The 22,228-nt window shown below is 65.0% G+C and carries 25 protein-coding genes and 1 tRNA gene; 11 read left to right on the top strand and 15 right to left on the bottom strand.

Translation table 11 applies throughout. The annotated features are described in order from the left end of the window. Positions 1-268: 268 nt before the first annotated feature. From N7333_RS02655 to N7333_RS02610, 10 genes are all read right to left on the bottom strand, one after another. Positions 269-1,933: a bifunctional protein-serine/threonine kinase/phosphatase gene (locus N7333_RS02655; RefSeq protein ID WP_129482426.1), complete on the bottom strand. Its 1,665-nt coding sequence runs from the start codon at positions 1,931-1,933 to the stop codon at positions 269-271. A 116-nt stretch (positions 1,934-2,049) separates the two neighbouring features. Further along, positions 2,050-3,261, bottom strand: coding sequence for a nitrate/nitrite transporter (locus tag N7333_RS02650; RefSeq protein ID WP_129482427.1), 1,212 nt, complete (start codon positions 3,259-3,261; stop codon positions 2,050-2,052). A gap of 423 nt (positions 3,262-3,684) precedes the next feature. Then, entirely contained in the window at positions 3,685-3,840 is a 156-nt protein-coding gene (locus N7333_RS02645; protein WP_012018515.1) for a hypothetical protein, read from the bottom strand. Positions 3,841-3,980: 140 nt separating this feature from the next. Then, on the bottom strand, positions 3,981-4,424 hold the full coding sequence (locus N7333_RS02640) for a thioesterase family protein (protein WP_003240052.1): 444 nt from the start codon (positions 4,422-4,424) through the stop codon (positions 3,981-3,983). A gap of 78 nt (positions 4,425-4,502) precedes the next feature. Beyond that, complete coding sequence (locus N7333_RS02635; RefSeq protein ID WP_129482428.1) at positions 4,503-6,347, bottom strand: sulfatase-like hydrolase/transferase; 1,845 nt, start codon at positions 6,345-6,347, stop codon at positions 4,503-4,505. Between the two features lie 73 nt (positions 6,348-6,420). After that, entirely contained in the window at positions 6,421-7,110 is a 690-nt protein-coding gene (locus tag N7333_RS02630) for a polysaccharide lyase family 7 protein (protein ID WP_129482429.1), read from the bottom strand. A 110-nt stretch (positions 7,111-7,220) separates the two neighbouring features. Beyond that, entirely contained in the window at positions 7,221-8,012 is a 792-nt protein-coding gene (locus N7333_RS02625; RefSeq protein WP_129482430.1) for an ABC transporter ATP-binding protein, read from the bottom strand. Between the two features lie 116 nt (positions 8,013-8,128). Further along, complete coding sequence (ntrB, locus tag N7333_RS02620) at positions 8,129-8,980, bottom strand: nitrate ABC transporter permease (protein WP_036986784.1); 852 nt, start codon at positions 8,978-8,980, stop codon at positions 8,129-8,131. A gap of 12 nt (positions 8,981-8,992) precedes the next feature. Next, a complete protein-coding gene (locus N7333_RS02615) occupies positions 8,993-10,276 on the bottom strand; it encodes an ABC transporter substrate-binding protein (protein ID WP_129482431.1) in 1,284 nt (427 codons plus the stop codon). 387 nt (positions 10,277-10,663) lie between these two features. Continuing rightward, on the bottom strand, positions 10,664-10,978 hold the full coding sequence (locus N7333_RS02610; protein WP_012018520.1) for a hypothetical protein: 315 nt from the start codon (positions 10,976-10,978) through the stop codon (positions 10,664-10,666). Between the two features lie 147 nt (positions 10,979-11,125). On the opposite strand from N7333_RS02610, the gene N7333_RS02605 reads away from it, so the two are divergent. Beyond that, the gene (locus N7333_RS02605; RefSeq protein ID WP_129482432.1) at positions 11,126-11,518 is read left to right on the top strand and encodes a hypothetical protein; all 393 of its coding nucleotides are present in this window, start codon (positions 11,126-11,128) and stop codon (positions 11,516-11,518) included. A 99-nt stretch (positions 11,519-11,617) separates the two neighbouring features. Here N7333_RS02605 and N7333_RS02600 read toward each other — a convergent pair whose 3' ends face one another. Beyond that, positions 11,618-12,307 carry a crotonase/enoyl-CoA hydratase family protein gene (locus N7333_RS02600; RefSeq protein ID WP_129482433.1) on the bottom strand — a complete coding sequence of 230 codons (690 nt, stop codon included), beginning with the start codon at positions 12,305-12,307 and terminating at the stop codon, positions 11,618-11,620. A 186-nt stretch (positions 12,308-12,493) separates the two neighbouring features. Here N7333_RS02600 and N7333_RS02595 point away from each other — a divergent pair, with 186 nt between their 5' ends. The 5 genes from N7333_RS02595 (at position 12,494) to efp (ending at position 15,210) form a co-directional block, all read left to right on the top strand. After that, the gene (locus N7333_RS02595; RefSeq protein WP_129482434.1) at positions 12,494-12,712 is read left to right on the top strand and encodes a hypothetical protein; all 219 of its coding nucleotides are present in this window, start codon (positions 12,494-12,496) and stop codon (positions 12,710-12,712) included. Between the two features lie 93 nt (positions 12,713-12,805). Beyond that, positions 12,806-12,895: transfer RNA gene (locus N7333_RS02590), tRNA-Ser, on the top strand. 251 nt (positions 12,896-13,146) lie between these two features. Then, positions 13,147-13,353 carry a hypothetical protein gene (locus N7333_RS02585; protein ID WP_129482436.1) on the top strand — a complete coding sequence of 69 codons (207 nt, stop codon included), beginning with the start codon at positions 13,147-13,149 and terminating at the stop codon, positions 13,351-13,353. Between the two features lie 107 nt (positions 13,354-13,460). Next, positions 13,461-14,603 (top strand): elongation factor P maturation arginine rhamnosyltransferase EarP, encoded by a 1,143-nt coding sequence (gene earP / locus N7333_RS02580; RefSeq protein WP_129482437.1) that lies wholly within the window; start codon positions 13,461-13,463, stop codon positions 14,601-14,603. Between the two features lie 34 nt (positions 14,604-14,637). Next, positions 14,638-15,210, top strand: coding sequence for an elongation factor P (efp, locus tag N7333_RS02575; protein WP_003240094.1), 573 nt, complete (start codon positions 14,638-14,640; stop codon positions 15,208-15,210). An 88-nt stretch (positions 15,211-15,298) separates the two neighbouring features. On the opposite strand, the gene N7333_RS02570 is transcribed toward efp, so the two are convergent. Next, on the bottom strand, positions 15,299-16,261 hold the full coding sequence (locus N7333_RS02570) for a LysR family transcriptional regulator (RefSeq protein ID WP_129482786.1): 963 nt from the start codon (positions 16,259-16,261) through the stop codon (positions 15,299-15,301). Positions 16,262-16,362: 101 nt separating this feature from the next. On the opposite strand from N7333_RS02570, the gene N7333_RS02565 reads away from it, so the two are divergent. Next, positions 16,363-17,127 carry a sulfite exporter TauE/SafE family protein gene (locus N7333_RS02565; RefSeq protein WP_129482774.1) on the top strand — a complete coding sequence of 255 codons (765 nt, stop codon included), beginning with the start codon at positions 16,363-16,365 and terminating at the stop codon, positions 17,125-17,127. Here the strand turns inward: N7333_RS02565 and N7333_RS02560 are convergent. Beyond that, entirely contained in the window at positions 17,122-17,976 is an 855-nt protein-coding gene (locus N7333_RS02560; RefSeq protein WP_003240101.1) for a LysR family transcriptional regulator, read from the bottom strand. The genes N7333_RS02565 and N7333_RS02560 overlap by 6 nt on opposite strands. Positions 17,977-18,073: 97 nt before the next feature. Here N7333_RS02560 and N7333_RS02555 point away from each other — a divergent pair, with 97 nt between their 5' ends. Genes N7333_RS02555 through N7333_RS02540 form a run of 4 tightly spaced genes read left to right on the top strand, consistent with a single transcriptional unit; the run spans position 18,074 to position 20,947 of the window. Next, a complete protein-coding gene (locus N7333_RS02555) occupies positions 18,074-18,298 on the top strand; it encodes a DUF1127 domain-containing protein (RefSeq protein ID WP_129482773.1) in 225 nt (74 codons plus the stop codon). A 23-nt stretch (positions 18,299-18,321) separates the two neighbouring features. Further along, positions 18,322-19,266 carry a DMT family transporter gene (locus tag N7333_RS02550; RefSeq protein ID WP_129482772.1) on the top strand — a complete coding sequence of 315 codons (945 nt, stop codon included), beginning with the start codon at positions 18,322-18,324 and terminating at the stop codon, positions 19,264-19,266. Between the two features lie 26 nt (positions 19,267-19,292). Then, positions 19,293-19,739, top strand: coding sequence for a DUF3291 domain-containing protein (locus N7333_RS02545; protein WP_129482771.1), 447 nt, complete (start codon positions 19,293-19,295; stop codon positions 19,737-19,739). Positions 19,740-19,753: 14 nt separating this feature from the next. Continuing rightward, a complete protein-coding gene (locus N7333_RS02540; RefSeq protein WP_129482770.1) occupies positions 19,754-20,947 on the top strand; it encodes a crosslink repair DNA glycosylase YcaQ family protein in 1,194 nt (397 codons plus the stop codon). On the opposite strand, the gene N7333_RS02535 is transcribed toward N7333_RS02540, so the two are convergent. Both N7333_RS02535 and N7333_RS02530 read right to left on the bottom strand, forming a co-directional pair. Next, positions 20,944-21,333: a lysozyme inhibitor LprI family protein gene (locus tag N7333_RS02535; RefSeq protein ID WP_252576768.1), complete on the bottom strand. Its 390-nt coding sequence runs from the start codon at positions 21,331-21,333 to the stop codon at positions 20,944-20,946. The genes N7333_RS02540 and N7333_RS02535 overlap by 4 nt on opposite strands. A gap of 44 nt (positions 21,334-21,377) precedes the next feature. After that, positions 21,378-22,133, bottom strand: a complete 756-nt coding sequence (locus N7333_RS02530; RefSeq protein ID WP_129482768.1) for a M48 family metalloprotease — start codon at positions 22,131-22,133, stop codon at positions 21,378-21,380. Positions 22,134-22,228: the final 95 nt, after the last annotated feature.

The raw sequence follows: 22,228 nt of genomic DNA, 5'->3' as shown, positions 1-22,228 counted from the left end.
CCTGAAAAATCACGGTGGAAAAGAAACAAAAAAGGCGTCCCGCTAGTCACCTAGCGAGGACGCCTTTGTCCAGGTCCCGTTCTATCGGGAAGTGCAGCCTTCTTCGTTGAAGGTCGCGCTTTATGTGTTTGCTGCCAGTAACAATGCAGTGCCTGTGCCAACTTTCTCGAAGCTCGGTTTTCCTGGCTTTTCAGCGACTTGGCGTATCTGCCGGACGGGGCTCGTGCACCTTTGCGAGGCGTTTTGCGCTGCTTTGGTGCGAGTGGGACTATTTGAGCAGCAGCAGCGCCAGCAGCAGGTTAAGCAGCAGCGACACCAGCGCCACCGTGCGCCAGACCAACAGCGGCTCGCGTTCCAGCAGCGGTCGTGGACGGTTGTTCAGCGACTGGCGCTCGCCGCTTTCCAGGGCCAGCAGCCATTCCTCGGCGGTTTCGAAGCGCTGCGCCGGGGCAGCGGCTACCGCGCGGTTCAACACCTCGTCGAGCCAGGCCGGCAGGTCCGGGCGATAGCGGCTGGCCGGGGGCGGCTGGCCGAAGCGCGGGTGCTGGAAGGCCTCGACCTCGCCATAGGGATAGTGACCGGTGAGCAGGTGGTAGAGGGTCACGCCGGCGGCGTAGAGATCCTGCTGGGCGCTGGGCGGGCTGCCGGCGAAGGCTTCCGGGGCGATATAGCTGGGGGTGCCGGGCAGGGCATGCGCCTCGTCGCGGGTCAGGCCCGGACAGTAGGTCAGGCCGAAGTCCAGCACGCGCAGTTCGCCGTCGTCGCCGAGCAGCAGGTTCTCCGGCTTGATGTCGCGGTGGATGATATTGCGCCGGTGCAGCAGGCCGAGCGCCTTGATCAGCCGCGGCGCCAGGTCCTGCCAGTCGGCCAGGCTCAGCGGGCCATGCTGTTGCAGGCGCGCGGCCAGGGTCTGGCCGGCGTACTCGCGCTGCACGTAATACAGGTGCTGACGCTGCGGCAGGGCGTGCAGCTCGGGGAAGTGGCGGCCGGCGACGCGACGCAGGAACCATTCCTCCTGCAGCAGCGCCGGGCCGGCCTGTTCCTCGCCGGCGCGGCTGGCCGGCAGGGTCTTGAGCAGCCAGGGCTGATTGTCGGTATCGCGCACCCGGTAGATCAGCGACTGGCGCGATTCGCCGAGCAGCCGTTCGACCTGCCAGCCCTCGAACTCCTGGCCGTCGCGCAGACGCGGCGGCAGCGGCCAATGCTCGAGCTGGGCCAGGGTGTCGGCCAGCGCGGCTTCCGGGAGCTGCTCGACCTGCACCAGCAGGGCGCTGGCGTTGTCCTGACTGCCGGCACGGTGCGCCTCGTCGACCAGTGCCTGGCAGATCGCCTGGGCATCGGCGCCCTGTAGCAACTCGCCGATGCGCTTGTCGCTGAGGCAGGCCCAGACGCCGTCGCTGACCAGCAGGAAGCGGTCGCCGGCCTGCAGCTCGCCGTCGCGGTAGTCCACCACCAGGTGCTGATCCAGGCCCATGGCGCGCTTGAGCACGTGCTGCATGCCCGGCTGTTCCCAGACATGGTCCTCGGTCAGGCGCAGCAGGTGGCCGTCACGCCACAGGTAGGCACGGCTGTCGCCGATATGCGCCAGGGTATAGCGGCGGCCGCGCAGCACCAGGGCGGTGAGGGTGGTGAGCAGCGGCTGGCCGCCGCCATTGGCCTGTAGCCAGCGGTTATGCGCGGTGAGCAGACGGTCCAGGCTGTGCTGCACCGGCCAGGTTTCCGGCGTGGAGTAGTAATCCAGGGCAAGCGCCTGCAGGGTGGCGCGCGCCGCCAGGCCGCCGTCGGCGCACTGGCTGACGCCATCGGCCAGGCCCAGCAGATAGCCCTTGCTGGCGGCCAGGGCCGGCGCCGGGGTGACCACGCGCAGGGCATCCTGGTTCTCGCTGCGCGGGCCGATGGCGCTGGTTTCGCCGATGCTCAGTTGCAGGGCCATGATGCAGTTTCCGTAGATCTTTGGACCGTAGGGTGCGCCGTGCGCACCAGGCTCGACGCAAATCGCTGGTGCGCGCGGCGCACCCTACGGAGTGTGGCTGGTCGTCGAGAACTCGCTCACACCCGCGCGGCGGTGACCGCGGCGCTGCCCCAGGTGGTGCGCCAGCGCTGCTTGACCCCGTGCAGGCCGATCCAGGCCAGCACACCGAGGCTGGCGAACAGCCACAGGCCCAGCTGGTAATCGCCAGTGTGCTGCTTGATGGTGCCGAGGCCGGCGGCGAGGAAGAAGCCGCCGATGCCGCCGGCCATGCCGATCAGCCCGGTCATCACGCCGATTTCCCTGCGAAAGCGCTGCGGCACCAGCTGGAACACGGCGCCGTTACCGGCGCCGAGGCCGAGCATGGCGGCGACGAACAGGGCCAGGGCAGCGGTCGAGCTGGGCAGGTTGAAGCCCACCGCGGCGATGCACAGCGAGGCGATGGTGTACATCATCAGCAACGTGCGGATGCCGCCGATGCGGTCGGCCAGGGCGCCGCCGAGCGGGCGCAGCAGGCTGCCGGCGCAGACGCAGGCGGCGGTGTAGTAGCCGGCGGTCACCGGGTTCAGCCCGTACTGGTCGCTGAAGTAGCCGGGCAGGGCGCTGGCCAGGCCGATGAAGCCGCCGAAGGTGACGCTGTAGAAGAACATGAACCACCAGCTGTCGCGGTCGCCGAGGGCCTTGAGGTAGTCGCCGAAGGCTTTGGGTTTGGGCCGCTCCGGCGCGTTCCTGGCCACCAGGGCGAAGATCACCAGGGTCGCCAGCAGCGGGATCAGCGCCCAGCCGAACACGTTCTGCCAGCCGGACAGCGCCGCCAGACCCGGGGCGAACAGGGCCGCCAGGACGGTGCCGGAGTTGCCTGCGCCGGCGATGCCCATGGCCTTGCCCTGGTGCTGCGGTGGGTACCACTGCGAAGCCAGCGGCAGGGCCACGGCGAAGGCAGCGCCGGCGAAACCGAGGAACAGGCCGAGCAGCAGCGCCTGCTCGTAGCTGCCGATGCCGATCTGCCAGGCGCAGAACAGCGCGATGATCACCACCACCTGGCCGAGCAGGCCGGCGGTCTTCGGCGACAGGCGGTCGCAGAGAAAGCCCATCAGCAGGCGCAGCACGGCGCCGGCGAGAATTGGCGTGGCTACCATCAGGCCGCGTTGCTGGGCGTTGAGTTCGAGGTCGGTGGCGATTTGCACCGCCAGCGGGCCGAGCAGGTACCAGACCATGAAGCTCAGGTCGAAATAGAGGAAAGCGGCGAACAGGGTGGGGGCGTGGCCGGCTTTCCAGAAACTTGTATTCATCGATCACCTCATCAGCGAGAAGGAGCCCAGCATGGCGCGGCGAAACCGTGGTCGTGGACACGGCGGCCGCGCCTGCCGGGGAGGCCGTGCACTTGTGGTGCAGGGCCCTGCGGCCGAGGCCACAGCAGGGTTGAACGATTGCAGTGCAGGCTCGGATCGCGACGCCTGCGCCGGCCCCGGACACTGGGGCGAACACGAAAAAAAACGCCGCTTCACCGCAGGCCATGAAGGCCGGGTGAGGCGACGTCTTTGTCGTGAGGGAGGTGGCCGCCGTTGGCTACCTGGTATCAGGGACTAAGCAAGTGCCGGGCCAACCGATCGAAGGCCCTGATAGGGGGCGTTGCGGCATTTCGGCGAGCGCAGGGCTGCCGCAAAACGAGGCGTTTGCGCTGTCAATGCACCCGAACGGGGCGGGTGCTTCGCTCAGCTATGCGGCGAGCTGAGTGCAGTTCGTGCTTCGATGCTGGCCAGTTGGGCGATACTGGTTGCGTGAGTCGGTAGCGGCAGGGTCAGCAGGGCGATTGCCAGCAGATTGCTCAGCAGCCCAGCCTGACGGGCACGGCGGTAGGTGTCGGTCATCCTCGATCCCCCCTTTTTTCTGTTCTGACCTAGGCGTAGCAGACGATTGGCGATGTGTCACGGTGCTTGCAGCAATAACTGTGCAAGTTCCTGCCAGGGCCTGCTTCGTCAGCGTGCGCCTGGCGCATGGGGAACCCCGCTCAGTCGAGCCGATTGACCTTGGGGAACTTGGCACTGAAGGCGTCCGGCATCGGCACCACCTTCGACTGGCGGTAATCGAAGAACACGAAGCCGGACTTGGCCATGGCCACCAGTGTGCCGTCGGCCGGGCGGGTGATGCGGAAGGTGATATCGCCGCCATAGCGGTTGAAGTCCATCACCCCGACCTCGAACAGCAACTGGTCGCGGGCATGGGCTTCGGCTCGGTAGGTGGTGGCCAGATCGGTGACGATGATGCCGGTGCCGTCCTCGTCGGTCTCGCGAATGCCGAACTCGTAGAGAAAGCGCGCCCTGGCTTCGGAGATCATCGAAATCATCGAGTCGTTGCCCAGGTGGTTGGCACCGTTGATGTCGGTGACCCGCACGGTGAGCTGGGTGCTGTAGCAGTACTGGTCTTCGGGAAATTCTAGGGTCAGGCGGGCCATGGTGCGTCTCGTGGAAAATCAGGCGGCGATTGTACGCCGCCTGCTCCCAGGCAGAAGAGTCATCCGCGCCACAGGCGCTCAGTGCGCGAGGAAGCGCCTGAAGCCCTGCAGCTCGCTGCGGATCTGTGGCAGGGCCTGTTGCAGCACGCTGGCGGCGTTCGCCAGGCGCCGATCATCGGCTCGGCTGGCCTGCAGGGCGGTGAAACTGCCGCTGGTGAACGGCAGCACCACCTTGTGCCGTTCGCCGAGGAAGGCCAGGCGGTCCCAGTCGCCAGCCACCAGCAGCCGCGGCGAACTGGGGCTGAACAGGCTCTGGCCGATGCTGTAGTCATGCGCCGGGTTGTTCACTCCCAGCAGCGGCAGCAGGGTTGGCAGCAGGTCGACATGGCTGGTGCGCAGCTTGGTGCGCTGCGCCTCGCGGCCCGGCACCCAGAGCACCAGCGGCACGCGCAGCTGGGCATCGACGAAGGTGGAGTTGTGGCCCCAGCGGCCGTTGTCCATGAACTCTTCGCCATGATCGCCGGTGATCACGATCAGCGTGTCGTCCAGCAGCCCGCGCTGTTCGAGATGGTCGACGACCCGGGCGATCTGCCCGTCAAGGTGGTGCACGGCGTTCAGGTAGCGCTTGTAGATGCCGTCGATGTCGCGCTCTAGGTCCATGCTGGCGTAGCTGAAGTCCGGGAGGTAATCCGGCTCGATCACCGACTCGGGCGGGAAGTCGTAGTTGGCGTGCGGCGACTCGAAGAACATGAAGGTCATGAAGGGCTTCGCACGGTCGCGCTGGTCGATGAACTGCAGCAGGTCGTCGACGTTCTTGCGGTCGCGCTGCCAGCTCGGCCCGCGGTCATAGGATTGCATCTGCGCCGGTGGCACCTTGACGAACAGGGTCTTGTCGAACTCCGGATAGCTGAACTTGGCGCTGGTGAACAGGCGCATCTGGTAGTCCTGCTGTTGCAGCACGTCGATGAGCGGGCTGCCGATGCGCGCATCCAGTACCGAAAACCAGAGGTTGGCCGGCAGGCCGTAGAACTGGCTGAACATGCCGATACGGGTGCCGTTGCCACCGGAGAAATGACTGTCGAAGCGCAGCGCGCGCGCCGCGAAGGCGTCGGTCTGCGGCATCACCCGTGGGTTGAGGCTGTCGGCACGCCAGGATTCGGCCACCAGCCACACCAGGTTCAGCGGTTTGTCCGGGCGCGTCAGACGCAGCGGCGCCTGCGGATACTTGAGCTGGCCCTTGAGTGCGACGTTTTCCAGCTCCAGACGCTGCGGTCGCTGCAGGCCGAGCTGTTGCTCGAGGAAGCGGCGCATGGTCAGCGGCTGATAGAAGGGCATGCGCTGAGCGGTCTCGAGCAGGGGGCTGTAGCCGTAGAAGTGGCTGACGCCGTAGCTGACGCGCTCGCCCAGCGTGGCCAGGAGAAACAGCGGCAGCACCCACAGCCAGCGCGGCGCGGGTAGCCGCGGTTGCCATCTGGCCAGCGCACTGGCCAGCAGGCGCAGCAGCGCCTGGCCCAGCAACAGCGCGGCGGCGATCAGGGCGAAGCCGCTCTGCGTCGATTCGGAGGAGCCCAGGGCCGCGATACCGCCCGGCGTGGTGAGGATGTTCCAGACGAAACCGTTGAGGTGAAAGCCATACAGCTGCCAAAGCAGTCCGTCGGCGTAGATCAGCAACTGCAGCAGACCCGCCAGCAGCACCGACAGCGTCAGGCCGAGACCGCGGTGCAGCCGGCTGCCAAGCTGGCCCAGCAACCACAGAGGAGCGATGAACAGCAGCGCGTAGCTACCGAGCAACACCAGCTGGTACAGCCCCAGGGCGAGGCTCGCCGGCGGGTCGAAGGCGCGGGACAGATGCCCGGCGACGGCGAGCCAGGTGAAGAACCAGTACAGCGAGTCGGCGCGGCGCGTCGATGGATGGCTGGGCACGCACAATTTCCTTTCTTATTGGAGATGGCCGCGCAAGGTAGCGATGCGACCTTAAGCGAGGCTTAATCGGCGTTCAGCGGTGTGCGGTGTTGAGGTGATAGAAGGTCACTCGGCCGCCTTCCTTGCTGGGGCCTTCGTTGTCCTGGATGTAGGCCCCGGCCTTGAAGTACAGCTGCTGCTTCGCCCAGGAGGGATGGAGCTGGCGGTACAGCGAGCCCTTGTCGTCGTCCTTGCTGACCACGGCCACGCCCAGCTTGCCGGTAGGCGTCAGGCGCAGGTCGTAGCCGAAGCGTTCGCCCAGCTGCACGTTTTCCGCCAGCAGGATGTTCTGCACCTGGTGATCGCCGGGTTTCTCGCGCAGCAGCAACTCCAGGCGGCCGATACCGTTGCGATAGTGGTACTGCAACTTGATCAGCGGGTCGTTTTCGCTGCCGGGCTCGTCCTTGCTGTGAATCTGGCCGATCACCACCTTGTTCTTGCTGGGCACGCTGTCGACTGTCAGCACTGCGCTGAGGTAGCTGTCGCTGCTGCCGTGTTGCCAGTTGCTCAGGCTGCCGTCGCTCTGCGTCTCGCGCAGCTCGCTGCGAGGGTACTTGGCATCGGCGGTGGGCGAGCCGGTCACCGGTGCCCAGAAGGTCACGCTGCCATCTGCGTTGCGGCGGAAATAGCCGCTCTGATAGCCGTTGTTGAGCCTCGTGGTGCTGATGGTGGTCGGGGCTGGGTCGGTGGGGACGGACAGGTTCCAGGTGGTGAGATCGAGCACGTAGAGTCCTTGGTCGGGAGTGGAAAGCCCCCTTTCGTCTACCGAAGCGGCAAATGGTTCAACGCTGCCCCGAACCGCAAGCCGAACGGTCGCACTCGGGGCAGAGCAGGTCAGGCGGCCGGTCGCTGCTGACGCTGGTAGAGGAACTCCAGCACCGCGGTGCGGTAGGCGTGATACTGCGGGTCGTTGGCCAGTGCCAGGCGGTCGCGCGGGCGCGGCAGGTCGACGGCGAGAATTTCGCCGACGGTGGCCGCCGGACCGTTGGTCATCATCACGATGCGATCGGACAGCAGCACGGCTTCGTCAACGTCATGGGTGACCATCACCACGGTGCTCTGGGTCTGCCCGACGATGCGCAGTAGCTCGTCCTGCAGGTGCGCGCGGGTCAGGGCATCGAGGGCGCCGAACGGCTCGTCCATCAGCAGCACCTTGGGCTCCATGGCCAGGGCGCGGGCGATGCCGACGCGCTGCTTCATGCCGCCGGAGATCTCGTTGGGGTGCTTGTGCATGGCATGACTGAGGCCGACCATGTTCAGCGCCTGCTCGGTGCGGGCCTTGAGCTGGGCCTTGTTTTCGCGCGCGCCGAAGACCTTCTCCACGGCCAGGTGGACGTTGCCGAAGCAGGTCATCCAGGGCAGCAGGCTGTGGTTCTGGAACACCACGGCGCGCTCCGGGCCGGGCCCGTCGATCTCGCGGCCGTTGCAGATCAGGCCGCCTTCGTTGGCCTCGAGCAGGCCGGCGATCAGGTTGAGCACGGTGGATTTGCCGCAGCCGGAATGGCCGATCAGCGCCACGAACTCGCCGCGGGCGATGCTCAGATTGACGTCTGCCAGCGCCTGGAAGCGGCCTTTCTTGGTGTCGAAGTGCTTGCTGACGGCGGTCAGCTCCACGAACTTGTCCATCGCAATTCTCCCGTTCCCCGGAGGCTGCCCGGGGAGTCGTGTCAGGCTTTCCCGTATTCAATTCGGGATGTTTTCATTTAAATCAATGGGTTGAATTCGTTTCTTCTACTGCTTTATCAGCTCGCGTAGTCGAAACGCCTGGCGATCAGCAGCAGCGTCTGCTCCAGCGCCAGGCCCACCAGGCCGACGATGATGATGGCGATGAGAATGTGCTCGACGTTGAGGTTGTTCCACTCGTCCCACACCCAGAAACCCAGGCCGATGCCACCGGTGAGCATCTCTGCGGCCACGATCACCAGCCAGGCCACGCCGATGGCCAGGCGGATGCCGGTCATCAGGTGCGGCAGCACGGCGGGAAACAGGATGCGCGTCAGCACCTTGAACTCCGACAGCTTGAGCACACGGGCCACGTTCAGGTAGTCCTGCGGCACACTGGCCACGCCGGCGGCGGTGTTGAGGATGATCGGCCAGATCGAGCTGATGAAAATCACCCAGATCGACGCCGGGCCGGCCGCCTCGAATACCAAGAGGCCGATCGGCAGCCAGGCCAGCGGCGAGACCGGACGCAACAGGCTGATGATCGGCGCCAGCATGCCGGCCAGGAAGGCGAAGCGGCCGATGGCGAAGCCCAGGGGAATGCCCACCAGCGCGGCGAGGCCGAAGCCGACGCCGACGCGGCCAAGCGAGTTGAGGATGTTCCAGCCGATGCCCATGTCGTTGGGGCCGTTGTCGTAGAAAGGGTCGGCGAACAGCACCAGGGCGGCCTGCCAGGTGCTCAAAGGCCCGGGCAGGCCCTCGCTGTACTGCGCCAGCAGCGACCAGAAGCCGATGAAGGCGAGGATACCCAGCAGCGGAGCGATGCCGGCCTTGAACAGCGTGGCGAGGGTTTGCGCGTCGGGTAGCCGCGTCGCAAGGCTTGCGCGCGGCTTGGCGACTGGGGGTAATGGCGTTTTCAGGGGCGCATTCATGGTCACCTCCGATCAGGCTTTGATGGCGAAGGAATCGGCATAGGCGGCCGGGTTGCTGCCGTCCCAGACCACACCGTCGATCAGTGTGCTGCTGCGCAACGGGCTGCTTGGCACCGCCAGTTTCAGCGCGCCGGCGGCCTCAGCGTAGAGCGCGGTCTGGTTGATCTGCGCAGCCACGGCGGCGTAATCCGGTGCGTCCTTGAGCAGGCCCCAGCGCTTGAACTGGGTGAGGAACCACATGCCGTCGGAGTGATAGGGGAAGTTGACGCTGCCGTCCTTGCAGAAGGCCATGGCGTGCTCGTCCTTCCAGTTGTTGCCCAGGCCATCTTCATACTGCGCAAGGAAGCGTGGCTCGATCACCTGCACCGGGGCGTTGACGTAGGCCTTGCCGGAAATCAGCTTGGCGGTGCTCTTGCGGTTCTCCTCGCTGGCCTCGATGAAGCGGCTGGCGTCGAGAATGGCCATGATCAGCGCGCGCGCTGCGTTGGGATACTGCTCGATAAAGGCGCGGGTGGTGCCGAGCACCTTCTCCGGGTGGTCCGGCCAGATCTGCTGGGTGGTGGTGGCGGTGAAGCCGATTTTGTCGAAGATCGCCCGCGCGCCCCAGGGTTCGCCGACGCAGAAGCCGTCCATGTTGCCGACGCGCATGTTGGCGACCATCTGCGGTGGTGGCACGACGATGGTCTTCACGTCGCTCATGGGGTTGATGCCCAGGCTGGCGAGCCAGTAGTACAGCCACATGGCGTGGGTGCCGGTGGGGAAGGTCTGGGCGAAGGTCAGCGGGTTGCCGCCTTTCTTCACGTGCTCGGCCAGTTGCGCGCCGTTGGTCACACCGGCGTCGCGCAACTGTTTGGAAAGCGTGATGGCCTGGCCGTTCTGGTTCAGGCCCATGAGCACCGCCATGTCCTTCTGCGGGCCGGCCAGGCCGAGCTGGGCGCCGTACATCATGCCGTAAAGCACATGGGCAGCGTCCAGTTCGCCGGTGTTGAGCTTGTCGCGCACGCCGGCCCAGGAGGCCTCCTTGCTCGGGTTGATGGTCAGGCCATATTTCTCGCCGAAACCCTGTGTCGCGGCTACCACCACCGAGGCGCAATCGGTCAGTGGAATGAAGCCAACCGTCAGCGCGGCCTTCTCCGGTGCGTCGGAGCCGGCGGCCCAGGCCGCGCTGCGCAGCGAAGCGGGGGCGGACAGGCCGAGCGCGGCGATACCGCTCACGGCGCCGGCCAGGGCGATGGATTGCTTGAGGAAGTTGCGGCGGCTGGTGTCCAGCGGCTTGTTCGAATCACGATCGGTCATGGGTCTAATCCTTGTCAGGCGCATAAACAAAAACGGCGTACGCCAGGCCACCTCAAATGAGAGGGAGGTGACCTGACGGACGCCGTTGTCCGTGATCCTCGGCCCGCCGCCGTTGGCGTGCTACGCAGGATGGTTGACAGTGACTTAGCAAGGGGCTTGCCAGCTTTCACGTATAACAGCCGAGCAGCACCATGCGGCGCCTGGCAGGTAGAGGCTGGATACAAGCCGGCCAGCAGCTAACCGTTTTTAATCAAGAAGTTGCAGATGCTTGTTGAGGTCGATTGACAGCATGCGCGGCGAGCGAGCGCGCGGCTCGCCCTGCATGTTTCTGAGCCAATGCCGTGCATGGGCAGGCGACGCTGAGCCTTTTTGGTTCGCCTGGAAGGCTCAGGAAGCCGGTTGAACGCGCGCCTCCTCGACGAAATCGCGCAGCCAGCGCAGCACTTCGACGGCTTCCCAGCGGGCCGGATCGAACAATGCATAGGCCAGCCCCTGGTAGCCGACCACGTCCAGCTGGCGGTGGTAGCCGGCGCGCTGCAGCAGGGCCTCGATCTCGGCGAAGCAGGTATTGAAGTGCTGACGATTGAAGGGGGTGCGGCTCTCGGTGACGATGCCCTCGAGCTGCAGCTCCTCGACCATCTCGCGCACCCGCTCCAGCGGCATGCGGTTCACCCGGTGTTTCAACTGCAGTACGTCCAGCATGGTAGCGCTCCTGTGCAAAAGGTCATTTACCTGTGATGCCAAGCCTAATCTAAAAATACTGTACAAATAAACAGTATTGAGGAATAGTAAGGCCACTGCAGACCTGTCCGCCCGCAAGACGGGCGCCTTGCGAGAGGAGAATTGGCAATGCAACAGATGCTGATGACGATTGTGCTATCGGTCTTCCTGTACGGCTGCGCTCAGCCCCAGGTCGAGCGACCGCAGGCCAATGGCGCGTACCTGGTGATCGAGGGCGAGCAGGCCTGGGCCGTGCTGGTGTCCGATGGTCGCAGAGTGGAGGAGGTTGGCCGGGTGCTGGATGTGATTCGCCTACCCAGCCATCATTCCAACATCGCCGCCAGTTACGTGATCGACACCCCCAACTGCGGCAAGCTGCAATGGCTGACCGAGCGACATGGCGCCGCGGAGGGTGAAACCACGCTGCTGCCCGCCGCCTTCAACGAACAACTGGGCAACCCCAACTGCGTATTGAACCAGGGGCTCAGCCGGGCCTGGACGGCGCTGGACTATTCCGGCTGAGCGCAGCGCGCCCCGACATTCGACAGCCGAGACGCGCAAAGAAAAAAGCGCCGCGACCTTAACGGAAGCGGCGCTTTTCATTTATGCGTCAGCGCGTGCTTACAGCAGGTGTTGCTTGTCCATCTCGATGGCGGCGTCGAGGGTTTCCAGCAGCGCCTTGCGCACCTTCAGCTTGGTGTTCTTGTGCGCGGTCATGTTGATCTTCTTCATCTGCTGCGCCACTGCCTGAGCGGTGGCCAACAGTTGCTCGGCCGGCACGATCTTGTCGAGGAAGCCGGCATCCACTGCACCGGCAGGGTCGAACATCTCGCCATTAATCACCGAACGATGGAAGGCGGATTTGCGCAGACGGTCGCGGGCCAGCTCGATGCCGACATGGTGCATGGTCATGCCGATCTGCACTTCGTTCAGGCCGATGTTGAACGGGCCTTCCACGCCGATACGGTAATCGGCGGACAGCAGGATGAATGCCCCCTTGGCCACGGCATGACCCGGGCAGGCGACGATGATCGGGTAGGGGTGAGCGAGCATGCGCCGCGCCAGGGTAGAACCGGCAGCCACCAGGTTGATCGCATTCTGCGGGCCGGAGGTCATCACCTTCAGATCATAGCCGCCGGAAAGAATGCCTGGCTGGCCAGTGATGACGACGATGGCGCGATCCTGCTCCGCACGATCGAGCGCTGCATTGAAGGCGGCGATCACGTCAGGGGAGATGGCATTGACCTTGCCGTTGCTCAGGGTGAGGGTGGCGATGCCGTCCTCGAGTTGGTAGCTGATCAGGTCGCTCATGGCAGTTTTCCTTGTTAGGGCCGCAGGGCTGAATGTGGGCAGAAGGTACTCAGCGGAATCGCTCTGGTAAAGCGCCGTGGCTGACTGGTGGGTCAGTGTTTTTGCCTATCGCGGCGATGCCGGATGGCAATTGGCCGAGAGACGTCGCGCGGCAATAAGGTGTAGCGAACCGAAGGAGAGCTACCCATGAATACCCTGTACTCCATCCTTTATGTCATCGCCGTGATCGGTCTGTTGCTGGCAGCGGTCCTGTTCAGCGAAAGCCAGCTGCTGCGCAGCCCCACCGGCGTCCTGCTGCTGTTCGGCGCCGGCCTGTTTGCCTCGCTGGGCTTCCTGCTGTTTGGTCATACGCGCTTCGACGATCAACCCGCCAGCGAGCACGACGAAAACCCGCTTCGCTCTTAAGCGCATGAATCCTTTAAAAAAAATTTGCCATCGGGAAAACATTCGACTAAATTAGCGCGCCTCGACGGGGTAAACGCCAAAACGTCGAGATCCGGTGAAGTGTCCGAGTGGTTGAAGGAGCACGCCTGGAAAGTGTGTATACGGGAAACCGTATCAAGAGTTCGAATCTCTTCTTCACCGCCACTTTCGCAATACATGAAGCCCCGAGAGCTGAAAAGTTCTCGGGGCTTTTTGTTTGCTGCCTTTTTGCTTTTGCCCATCTCCGGCGCAACCTGTGTGGGCTTGCGTGAAGCCTCACCTCAACCTTGGCCCTGGCCGCTCCCGGTGGTCCATTGGCAATAACCATGGTCACTATCGAGAACGCTGATTTCTATCTGGCGAGCCGGTGGCCTACTGTCGATCGCAACAGAAATTGAGTTGGATTGGAGGTGGCTATGCCCCGTATCGATGTGGTGTCCCTGGTTGGTAGCGCCGTGCCGGCTGAGCTCAGAGCCGATGGTCATATGGCGTGCTGGCTGCTGATGGTCGATGGTCAACCCAAGGCCGGGCCCTTCGCTTCGCGTGAGGCGGCGCTGGCTTGCCAGGCGGTGTGGCTGCTCAGCACCGCTGCCCGGCGCGAGGGTGACTTGCTGCTGGCCTGATTACCGTTTTACCCCGCGCTCGCTCCAGCGCTCCCCTTGGCCCGCCTCTGGCGGGCTTTTTCTTGTCTGCCGGGTAGAATGGCGATCATTTGTTCGAGGGGCGCCGTGTGGCCAGGTGGGACATTTTCTGCAGCGTGGTGGACAACTACGGCGACATTGGCGTGACCTGGCGGCTGGCTCGGCAGCTGGCGGCCGAGCAGGGGCATGCGGTGCGCCTTTGGGTCGATGAGCTGAGCGCCTTCGTGCGCCTGTGCCCTGCAGCGAATCCCGACGCCGAGAGTCAGCTGCGTTCGGGTGTCGAGGTGCGTCACTGGCGTGAGCCGTTCCCGGCGGTTGAGCCGGCGGAGGTGGTGATCGAGGCCTTCGCCTGCCAGTTGCCACCTTCCTATATAGAGGCGATGACGGCGCGCGGCTCGCGGCGTCTGTGGCTGAACCTGGAATACCTCAGCGCCGAAGACTGGGTTGCCGGGTGTCATGGCCTGCCATCACCTCAGCCGGGCGGTTTGCAGAAGTTCTTCTTCTTTCCCGGGTTCGTGGCGGGCACGGGGGGCTTGTTGCGTGAGGCCGAGCTACTGGCGCGGCGGCGCGCCTTTCAGGCCGATGCGTCGGCGCGGCAGGCGTTTCTGCAATCGCTCGGTGTGGTGCGTGTAGCCGGGGCGCGCTTGATCTCGCTGTTCGCCTACGAAAATGCCGGGCTGGCGGGCTGGCTCGATGCGCTGGCAGCCGGCGCGCAAGCGACTCAGCTGCTGGTGCCGCAAGGCAAGATTCTCGCCGATCTGCAGGTCTGGCTCGGTGACGCGCAGCTGGCGCCGGGTGATCAGCGCCGGCGTGGCAATCTGCAGATTCATGTGCTGCCTTTTCTTGCTCAGGACGATTACGACCGTCTGCTGTGGTGCTGCGACCTCAATGCGGTGCGCGGCGAGGATTCCTTTATCCGCGCGCAGTGGGCCGGGCGGCCGCTGCTCTGGCATATCTACCCGCAGGAGGAAGGGGCGCACTGGGACAAGCTGGAGGCTTTCCTGGCGCTCTATGGCGCCGAGTTGCCGTCGGACGTCGCCGCTGCGCATGCCGCGTGGTGGCGCGCATGGAATGCCGGAGAGGGGATGGAGCAGGCCTGGCCTGCGCTTCTGCACGCGTGGCCGGTATTGCAGCAACATGCCGAGCGCTGGTGCGATTCGCAGGCCGCTCGGCCGGACCTTGCCACAGCGCTGGAACAGTTTTACCTAAATTGGCTATCATACGCGGCCTAGATTTCTGTACCTCCCGCATATTTCGGATATCCGCATGAAAACTGCACAAGAAATGAGAGTCAACAGCGTGGCCCTGATCGATGGCCAGCCGTGGCTGATCCAGAAGGCCGAGTTCACCAAGTCCGGTCGTAACAGCGCCATCGTCAAGATGAAGCTGAAGAACCTGCTCAACGGTTCCAAGACCGAGACCGTCTACAAAGCCGACGACAAGATGGAGCCGGTGATTCTCGAGCGCAAGGAAGTGAACCTGTCCTACATCAGCGGTGAGGACTACGTGTTCATGGATCCGGAGTACAACTCCTACGAGCTGCGTGCCGAAGATCTGGAAAGCGTTCTGCCGTTCATCGAAGAAGGCATGACCGACGTCTGCGAAGCCGTGTTCTTCGAAGGCAAGGTGATCTCCGTCGACCTGCCGACCACCATCGTGCGTCAGGTTGTCTACACCGAGAACGCTGCCCGTGGCGACACTTCCGGCAAGGTGATGAAGCCTGCCAAGCTGCGCAACGGCACCGAGATCAAGGTTGCCGAGTTCGTTGACATCGACGACTGGATCGAGATCGATACCCGTGACGGTTCCTACAAGGGCCGCACCCAGGCTCCGGCCTGAGCTTGAACGCTACGAAGAACCCGGCCTTCGCGCCGGGTTTTTTGTGGCTGTTACGCGGTGGTTTGCGTGGGGCGCGCGGCGCATGATCCTACTGCTGCGGTGTCGCCAGGCTGGCCTGTAGTGCCTGGTCCCAGGGCGGCGGGAAGCCGAAGCGCTGCTTGAGAAAGCTCAGCAGCAGCCGTGTGCGCGGGCTGGCTTCGCGTTCCAGGCGCAGCGCGTAGATGCTCACCGGCTCAGCGGCCGGCAGGCCCTGCTCGCAGAACAGCGGGATCAGCTCGCCACGCTGCAGATGCTCGCTGCTCATCCAGGTGGGCAGGTGGGCGACGCCCAGGCCGGCGAGGGCGCTGAACAGCAGGGTCTCGGCATTGTTGCTGGTCTGGCGCAGGCGTTTGGGCTTGCACAGTTGCAGCTTGCCGTCGACCTCGAAGCGCCAGGCGTAGGGTGGGGCGAGGCTGTCCCAGTCCAGGCCGTCGTGTTGCTCCAGCTCCAGCGGGCTGCGCGGGATGCCGCGGCGGCGCAGGTAGTCCGGGCTGGCGCAGACGATGCGGGTCATCGACGCCAGCGGGGTGGCGACCAGGCGACTGTCCGGCAGCGGGCCGATGCGTACGACGATGTCCACCTCGCCCAGATGCTCACCCTGCAGGTCGGTGAAACTGTCGATCAGGCGCAGCTGCACGTCGAGCCCGGGGTTGGCGCGCAGGAAGTTGGCAATCGCGGGTGCCAGGTGGCGGCGACCGAAGGGCGAGGGTGCGTCGATGCGAATCAACCCTTCCGGCGCGCTGCTCAGCGATACCGCCTCGGCACGCGCCAGGTGCAACTCGGCAAGAATGCGCCGGGCACGTTCGGCGAATGCCAGGCCCGCCGGGGTCACGCGCACCGCATGGGTGCTGCGGCTGAACAGGCTGCTGCCCAGGGCGCGCTCCAGCGCGTCGATGCGCCGGGCCACCGCCGAAGGCGTGAGCGGGTGACGCCGGGCAGCGGCAGAGAAACTGCCGGTTTCCAGCACGTCGAGAAAGAGTTCCAGCTGGTCGGTCAGGGCATCGGGGTTCATGGTGATCTGCTTGTGCGTAATCGGCACAGCCATTTTGCGTTGCTGTGCGTTTCCGCGCTAGCCGAGGCTGCTTAACATGCCTTCCACTGTCTGGAGGTGCCATGAATCTGTTCGACCTGTTGCCGAATCTGTTGCTGGGGCTGGGTTTGGGAACGCTGGGAGGGTTGTTCGGCATCGGCGGCGGGCTGATCGCCATTCCGGTACTGGGCATTGTCTTCGGGCTGGATCAGCAACTGGCGCAGGGCACCGCCCTGGTGATGGTGGTGCCGAACGTGATGTTGGCGATCTGGCGTTACCACCAGAGAAACCGTATCGACCTGCGCTATGCCCTGCTGCTGGGTGTCACCAGTTTCTTCTGCGCCTGGCTGGCCTCGCTGTACGCGGTGGAGGTGGACTCGCGCACCATGCGCTGGGCCTTTGTCGGCTTCCTGCTGGCGCTGGCAGCCTACAACCTGCTGCGCATGCTGATGGCTCAGGTACCGGCCAGCGGCGAGCTGCGCCATCACTGGGGCTGGTTCGGCGTGCTGGGCGGGGTGTCCGGCGCCATGGGCGGTCTGTTCGGTGTGGGCGGCGCGGTGGTGGCGACGCCGGTGTTGACCAGCGTGTTCGGCACCAGCCAGGTGGTGGCGCAGGGGCTTTCACTGTCGCTGGCGCTGCCGAGCACCGGGGTGACTTTGCTCACCTATGCGGTGCACCATCACGTCAACTGGTGGATGGGCGTGCCGCTGGCCATTGGCGGCCTGCTCAGCATCAGCTGGGGGGTACGCCTGGCGCACTCGCTGCCGGAGCGTCTGCTGCGCAGTCTGTTCTGCGGCTTCCTGCTGCTCTGCGCGCTGCTGTTGGCGCTGGAATCCGGCGGCCTATAGCCGGAAGCCTTCGACGATATGTTCGGCCAGGCACTCGGTCACCGGGGACTGGCTGCTTTCGTTGCGCAGCAGCACGATGCTGGTCAGTGGCAGCAGGGGCAGGCCTTCGGCCTCACCGAGAATGCGCAAGTCCGGGGTGATCAGACTTTGCAGCTGCGCGGTGACGGCCAGGCCGGCGCGTACCACGGCGAAGATCGCCGACAGGCTGGGGCTGGTATAGGCGATGCGATAGGGGCGACTCATCGCATCCAGCGCGTTGCAGGCCCATTCGCGGCAGAAGCAGTCGGCGTTGAACATGGCCAGCGGCATGGGGTTCTGCTCGTGCGGGCAGAAGCCCTGGGCCACGGCCCAGGCGAAGCGCTCCTGGCGCAGCAGTTGGCCGATCTCCTTGCCGGGCTGGCGGGTAACGATGGTCAGATCGAGATCCTGGCGCAGCAACAGCTGGCCGGAGGGTTCGCAATGCACCTCCACCTGCACCAGCGGGTAGGCCTGGGCGAAGCGCGAGAGTATTTCCGGCAGGAAACGCATCACATAGTCGTCCGGCGTGCCGATGCGCACGGCGCCGACCATGTGCGGTTCGCGCAGGGTGTTGAGCACTTCGCCGTGCAGCTTGAGAATGCGCCGCGCATAACCCAGCAGCACCTGGCCTTCGGGCGTCAGCCGCACCTGGCGGCCGTCGCGCTCGAACAGCGGTCGCTGTACCACGTCTTCCTCCAGCCGCTTCATCTGCATGCTGACGGCCGATTGGGTGCGATTGACCGTTTCCGCGGCGCGGGTGAAGCCGCCGGTGTCGGCGATGGCCACGAAGCTGCGCAGCAGTTCGGTATCAATGCTGGGGTGGTAGGCCATTCATCAATCCTCGAGATGGATACTATAAATAACATTCGTTGGATTGATCTTAAGCGCGGCCCGACAATTACGCCAACCCCACAGGGAGGGCGAAAAGATGAAAGGTCAGAAAGGTTATGCACTGGCACAGGCCATCCACTTCGAGCGCCTGCCGTCATTGGCAGCCATGTGGCGTATGCTGCGTCGCTGGCAGCAGTTGGCGCGCCAGCGTCGGCAACTGGCTCGGCTCGATGCCGCTGCGCTGAAGGACCTGGGCTTGTCCCGCGCCGATGTGATGCAGGAGGCCGAACGGCCATTCTGGGATGATCCGCTGAAAAAGTGACGAGTAATGACTGGAGTTGTTGAATGAGCGCGGAACGCAAGGGCGCCGATTTTTTCCTGTTCCAACTGATGCTGCTGCTCTGCGCCATCTGGGGCAGCCAGCAGGTGGCCATCAAGCTGGCGGCGGACGACATCGCGCCCATGCTGCAGGTGGCCCTGCGCTCCGGCATCGCCGCACTGCTGGTCGGGCTGCTGTTGTTATGGCAGCGCGGTTGGCGCGACTGGGTCAGCGCGACTTGGCTGGCCGGACTGCTGGCAGGCGTGCTGTTCGCCCTGGAGTTCTTCTTCATCGCCTTGGGTCTGCGCCATACCACGGCCTCGCATATGGCGGTGTTTCTCTATACCGCGCCCATCTTCTCGGCGCTTGGGCTGCACCTGTTGCTGCCCAGCGAGCGCCTGCGGCGTCTGCAGTGGCTGGGTATCGCGCTGTGTTTTGGCGGTGTGGTGATGGCCTTCGGTGTGGGCGGCAACTGGGCCCAGATCGATGCCGGTATGCTGCTTGGTGATGTGCTGGGGCTGTGCGCCGGCATGGCCTGGGGCGCTACCACGGTGGTGGTGCGCGCTTCTCGACTGTCCGAGGCGCCGCCTGGGCTGACGCTGTTCTATCAGTTGGCGGTGGCCTTCGCGTTGCTGCTCGCTTATGCGCTGGCGGTGGTCGATCTTGGCCAGTTGCGCTGGAGCCCGATCGCCATCGGCAGCATCCTGCTGCAGGGCGTGGTGGTGTCGTTCTTCACCTACCTGACCTGGTTCTGGCTGCTGCGCCGTTACCTGGCTTCGAACATGGCGGTGTTCTCCTTCATGACCCCGCTGTTCGGCGTCAGCTTCGGCGTGCTGGTGCTGGACGAGCCGCTGACGCTGAACTTCATCATCGGCGCGGCACTGGTGCTGTCGGGCATCACCCTGGTCAGCAGCGAGGCCTGGCTGCGTCGGCGCTTCGCTGACTGGCGCGGTTTGCCGCAACGATCCTGATGCTTTGCCTGCAAGGAGGCTGGAATTTGTCCGCTTATCACTTGGCCCAACTGAACATCGCCTGGATGAAGGCACCGCTGGAATCGCCGGGAATGGCCGATTTCGTCGCCAACCTGCAGCGCGTCAATGCCCTGGCCGAAGCCTCGCCTGGCTATGTCTGGCGTTTGCAGGACGAGGCGGGCGATGCCACGGCGATCCGCCCGTTCGGTGACGAGGTGCTGGTGAACATGTCGGTCTGGCAGGACGTGCAGTCGCTCAGCGATTACGTCTACAAATCCGCGCATACCGAGATGCTCAAGCGCCGCCGCGAATGGTTCGAGCGCGTCGAACAGGCGCACCAGGTGTTGTGGTGGGTGCCGGCCGGGCATCGTCCGGACGTGGTCGAGGCGGCCGAGCGTCTGGCGCATTTGCGCGAGCATGGCGCCACGCAGCAGGCCTTCACCTTCCGCCATGCGTTCGCGGCGCCGGCCTGATAGGCTGGCTCGCCATGACGCTCTCACTTTCTCTCGCCGAAGCGCGCCGCCTGGCCCTGGCGGCTCAGGGGTTCGGCCGTACCCCGCGCGGCGCCATCGCCCACCGGCACTTGCAGGCGCAGATCGAACGCCTCGGCGTGCTGCAGATCGATTCGGTCAACGCCTTGGTGCGCTCGCATTACCTGCCGGCGTTTTCCCGCCTTGGCCACTACCAGGCCGAGCACCTCGACGAACTGGCCTGGGGCCGGGCGCGCCGTCGGCGCCTGTTCGAGTACTGGGGACACGAGGCTTCGCTGTTGCCGCTGGAACTCTATCCGCTGCTGCGCTGGCGCATGCGCCGGGCCGCCGATGGCCAGGGCATCTACCCGGGGCTGGCGCGCTTCGGCGTGGAGCGGCGCGACGCCATAGAGACCGTGCTGCAGGCCGTGCGCGAGCGCGGTGCGCTGGGCGCCGGCAGTCTGTCCAGTCGTACTGAGAAGGCCGGCCCTTGGTGGGACTGGAGTGCGGAAAAGATGGCGCTGGAGTGGCTGTTCGCCGCAGGCCTGGTGACGGTGGCCGGACGCCGCGGTTTCGAGCGTCTGTACGATCTGCCGGAGCGGGTCATCCCGGCTGAGCTGCTCAATCATGCCGAACTGGATGAGGACGATGCGCAGCGGCGCCTGTTGCTGCGTTCGGCCGATGCGTTGGGCGTGGCGACGGAGAAGGATCTGCGTGACTACTACCGGCTCGATGCCGGCGACAGCAAGCGCCGTATCGCCGAGCTGGTGGAGGCGGGCGAGCTATTGCCGGTCGCAGTGCAGGGCTGGCGGCAGCCGGCCTACTGTCGGGGCGAGCCGCGCGTACCGCGGCGCATCCGTCACAGCGCGCTGCTGTCGCCGTTCGATTCACTGATCTGGGAACGCGAGCGCACCGAGCGGCTGTTCGGCTTCCGCTACCGCCTGGAGATCTATACCCCGCAGGCCAAGCGCGTATACGGCTATTACGTGCTGCCCTTCCTGCATCACGAGCGCCTGCTGGCGCGGGTGGACCTGCGCAGCGAGCGCGCGGCCGGGCGCCTGGCGGTGCATGCCGTGCATCTGGAAGAAGCGGTGTTGAGCGACGAGGCGCGCCTGGCGCTGGGCGATTCGCTGCGTGCGCTGGCGCACTGGCTGGGGCTGGAGCAAGTGTGGCTGGCGCCGAGCGTCAGCCTGCGCGGGCAGCTCGGCTAACCGCCGTTTTCCAGCAGGAACTTCAGCTCCTCGACGCGCTGAATGTTCAACTGCATCGGGCAGGTGTAGTACATCGGCGAGCCGACGTGCTTGCCCTGCAGGTCGCATTGGCCGTTGCGGTAGATCAGCCAGGCCTTCTGCGTCGCCTCCAGTTGCTGGGCATCTTGCGGCGCACCTTCCTGCAGCTTGAGAAAAAGCTGCTGGTAGACCCGGTTCATTTCTTTCTTCGCCGCTTCGGAGACGCCCTCGGCGCAGCCGGCGACGCTGGCGTTGTTGATCGCTCCGCTGGCGTCCCGGCAGGCCTGGTACTGCATGTCGTAATCGGCCCAGGCAGTGAGCGGCAGGAACACTAGGCTCAGGTACTTGTACAGAGTCGGCATGGTCATATCGCAAACGAGAAGGGGCTGCGTTGCAGCCCCTCGGGAGGGGCTTACTTGGCCGCCAGACGGGTGCGCATGTTGTTGGCGCGGTCGTGGGAGCCCGGATGCGAGTCGAACATGCTGCTTTCGCCGCCGCCCAGCTTGGCCAGTTTCTCGAACGCGGTGACCAGGCCTTCACGCGGGATGTTGCGCTGCGTCAGCAGGTCGAAGGAGAAGTTGTCGGCCGCGGTTTCCTGGCTTTGCGAGAACTGCGCATTGACCAGCTGTTCGCCCATGGCGCCAAGCTGCGAGGCGGACAGGGCAGCGACGGTGCCATTGCCCGAAGCAGCGGCCGCATTGCGTGCGGCGGCAGTGGCGTAGGCGGTCTGCATGGCCTTCTTGGTGTGGCCGAGGGCGACGTGACCGATTTCGTGGCCGAGCACGCCTTCCACTTCGTTGTCGGTCATCAGGTCCATCAGGCCGCTGTAGACGCGCACGCAGCCGTTGGCCATGGCCCAGGCATTGACGTCGTCGGCCAGGTAGGCCTTGTAGGTGATCGGCGTGCCGTTGATCTGATGGCCGAGGTTGCTGGCGATCTTGTCCAGACGCTTGGCGTAGGGGCTGGTCGGGCCGGCGACATTGGCTGCGGCGTCCATTTCGGCGCAGGCCTGGTCGGACATGCTTTTCACTTCGGCATCGCTCAGGGTCGCGGCTTGCACGGCCATCAGGCCGGATTGCAGCATGGCGTCGGGAGACATGTTCTGGCAGCCGGTCAGAAGCACGGCGCTGGAGAGGGCAAAAGCGGAGAGGGTGGTGCGCAGTTGCATGGATCATCGTCCTTGTTGGTGGTGTTGGCCGCGAGTCCTTTCCGGCTGGGTGTTGCTTCGGCACCTGTCCGGTGCTCGCGAGGGGCGGCATTATG

Source organism: Pseudomonas sp. GD04158, assembly GCF_029834875.1.
Lineage (GTDB): Bacteria > Pseudomonadota > Gammaproteobacteria > Pseudomonadales > Pseudomonadaceae > Aquipseudomonas > Aquipseudomonas hydrolytica.
Note: the sequence above shows the minus strand (reverse complement) of the source record. Positions and strands in the feature narration are given on the sequence as shown.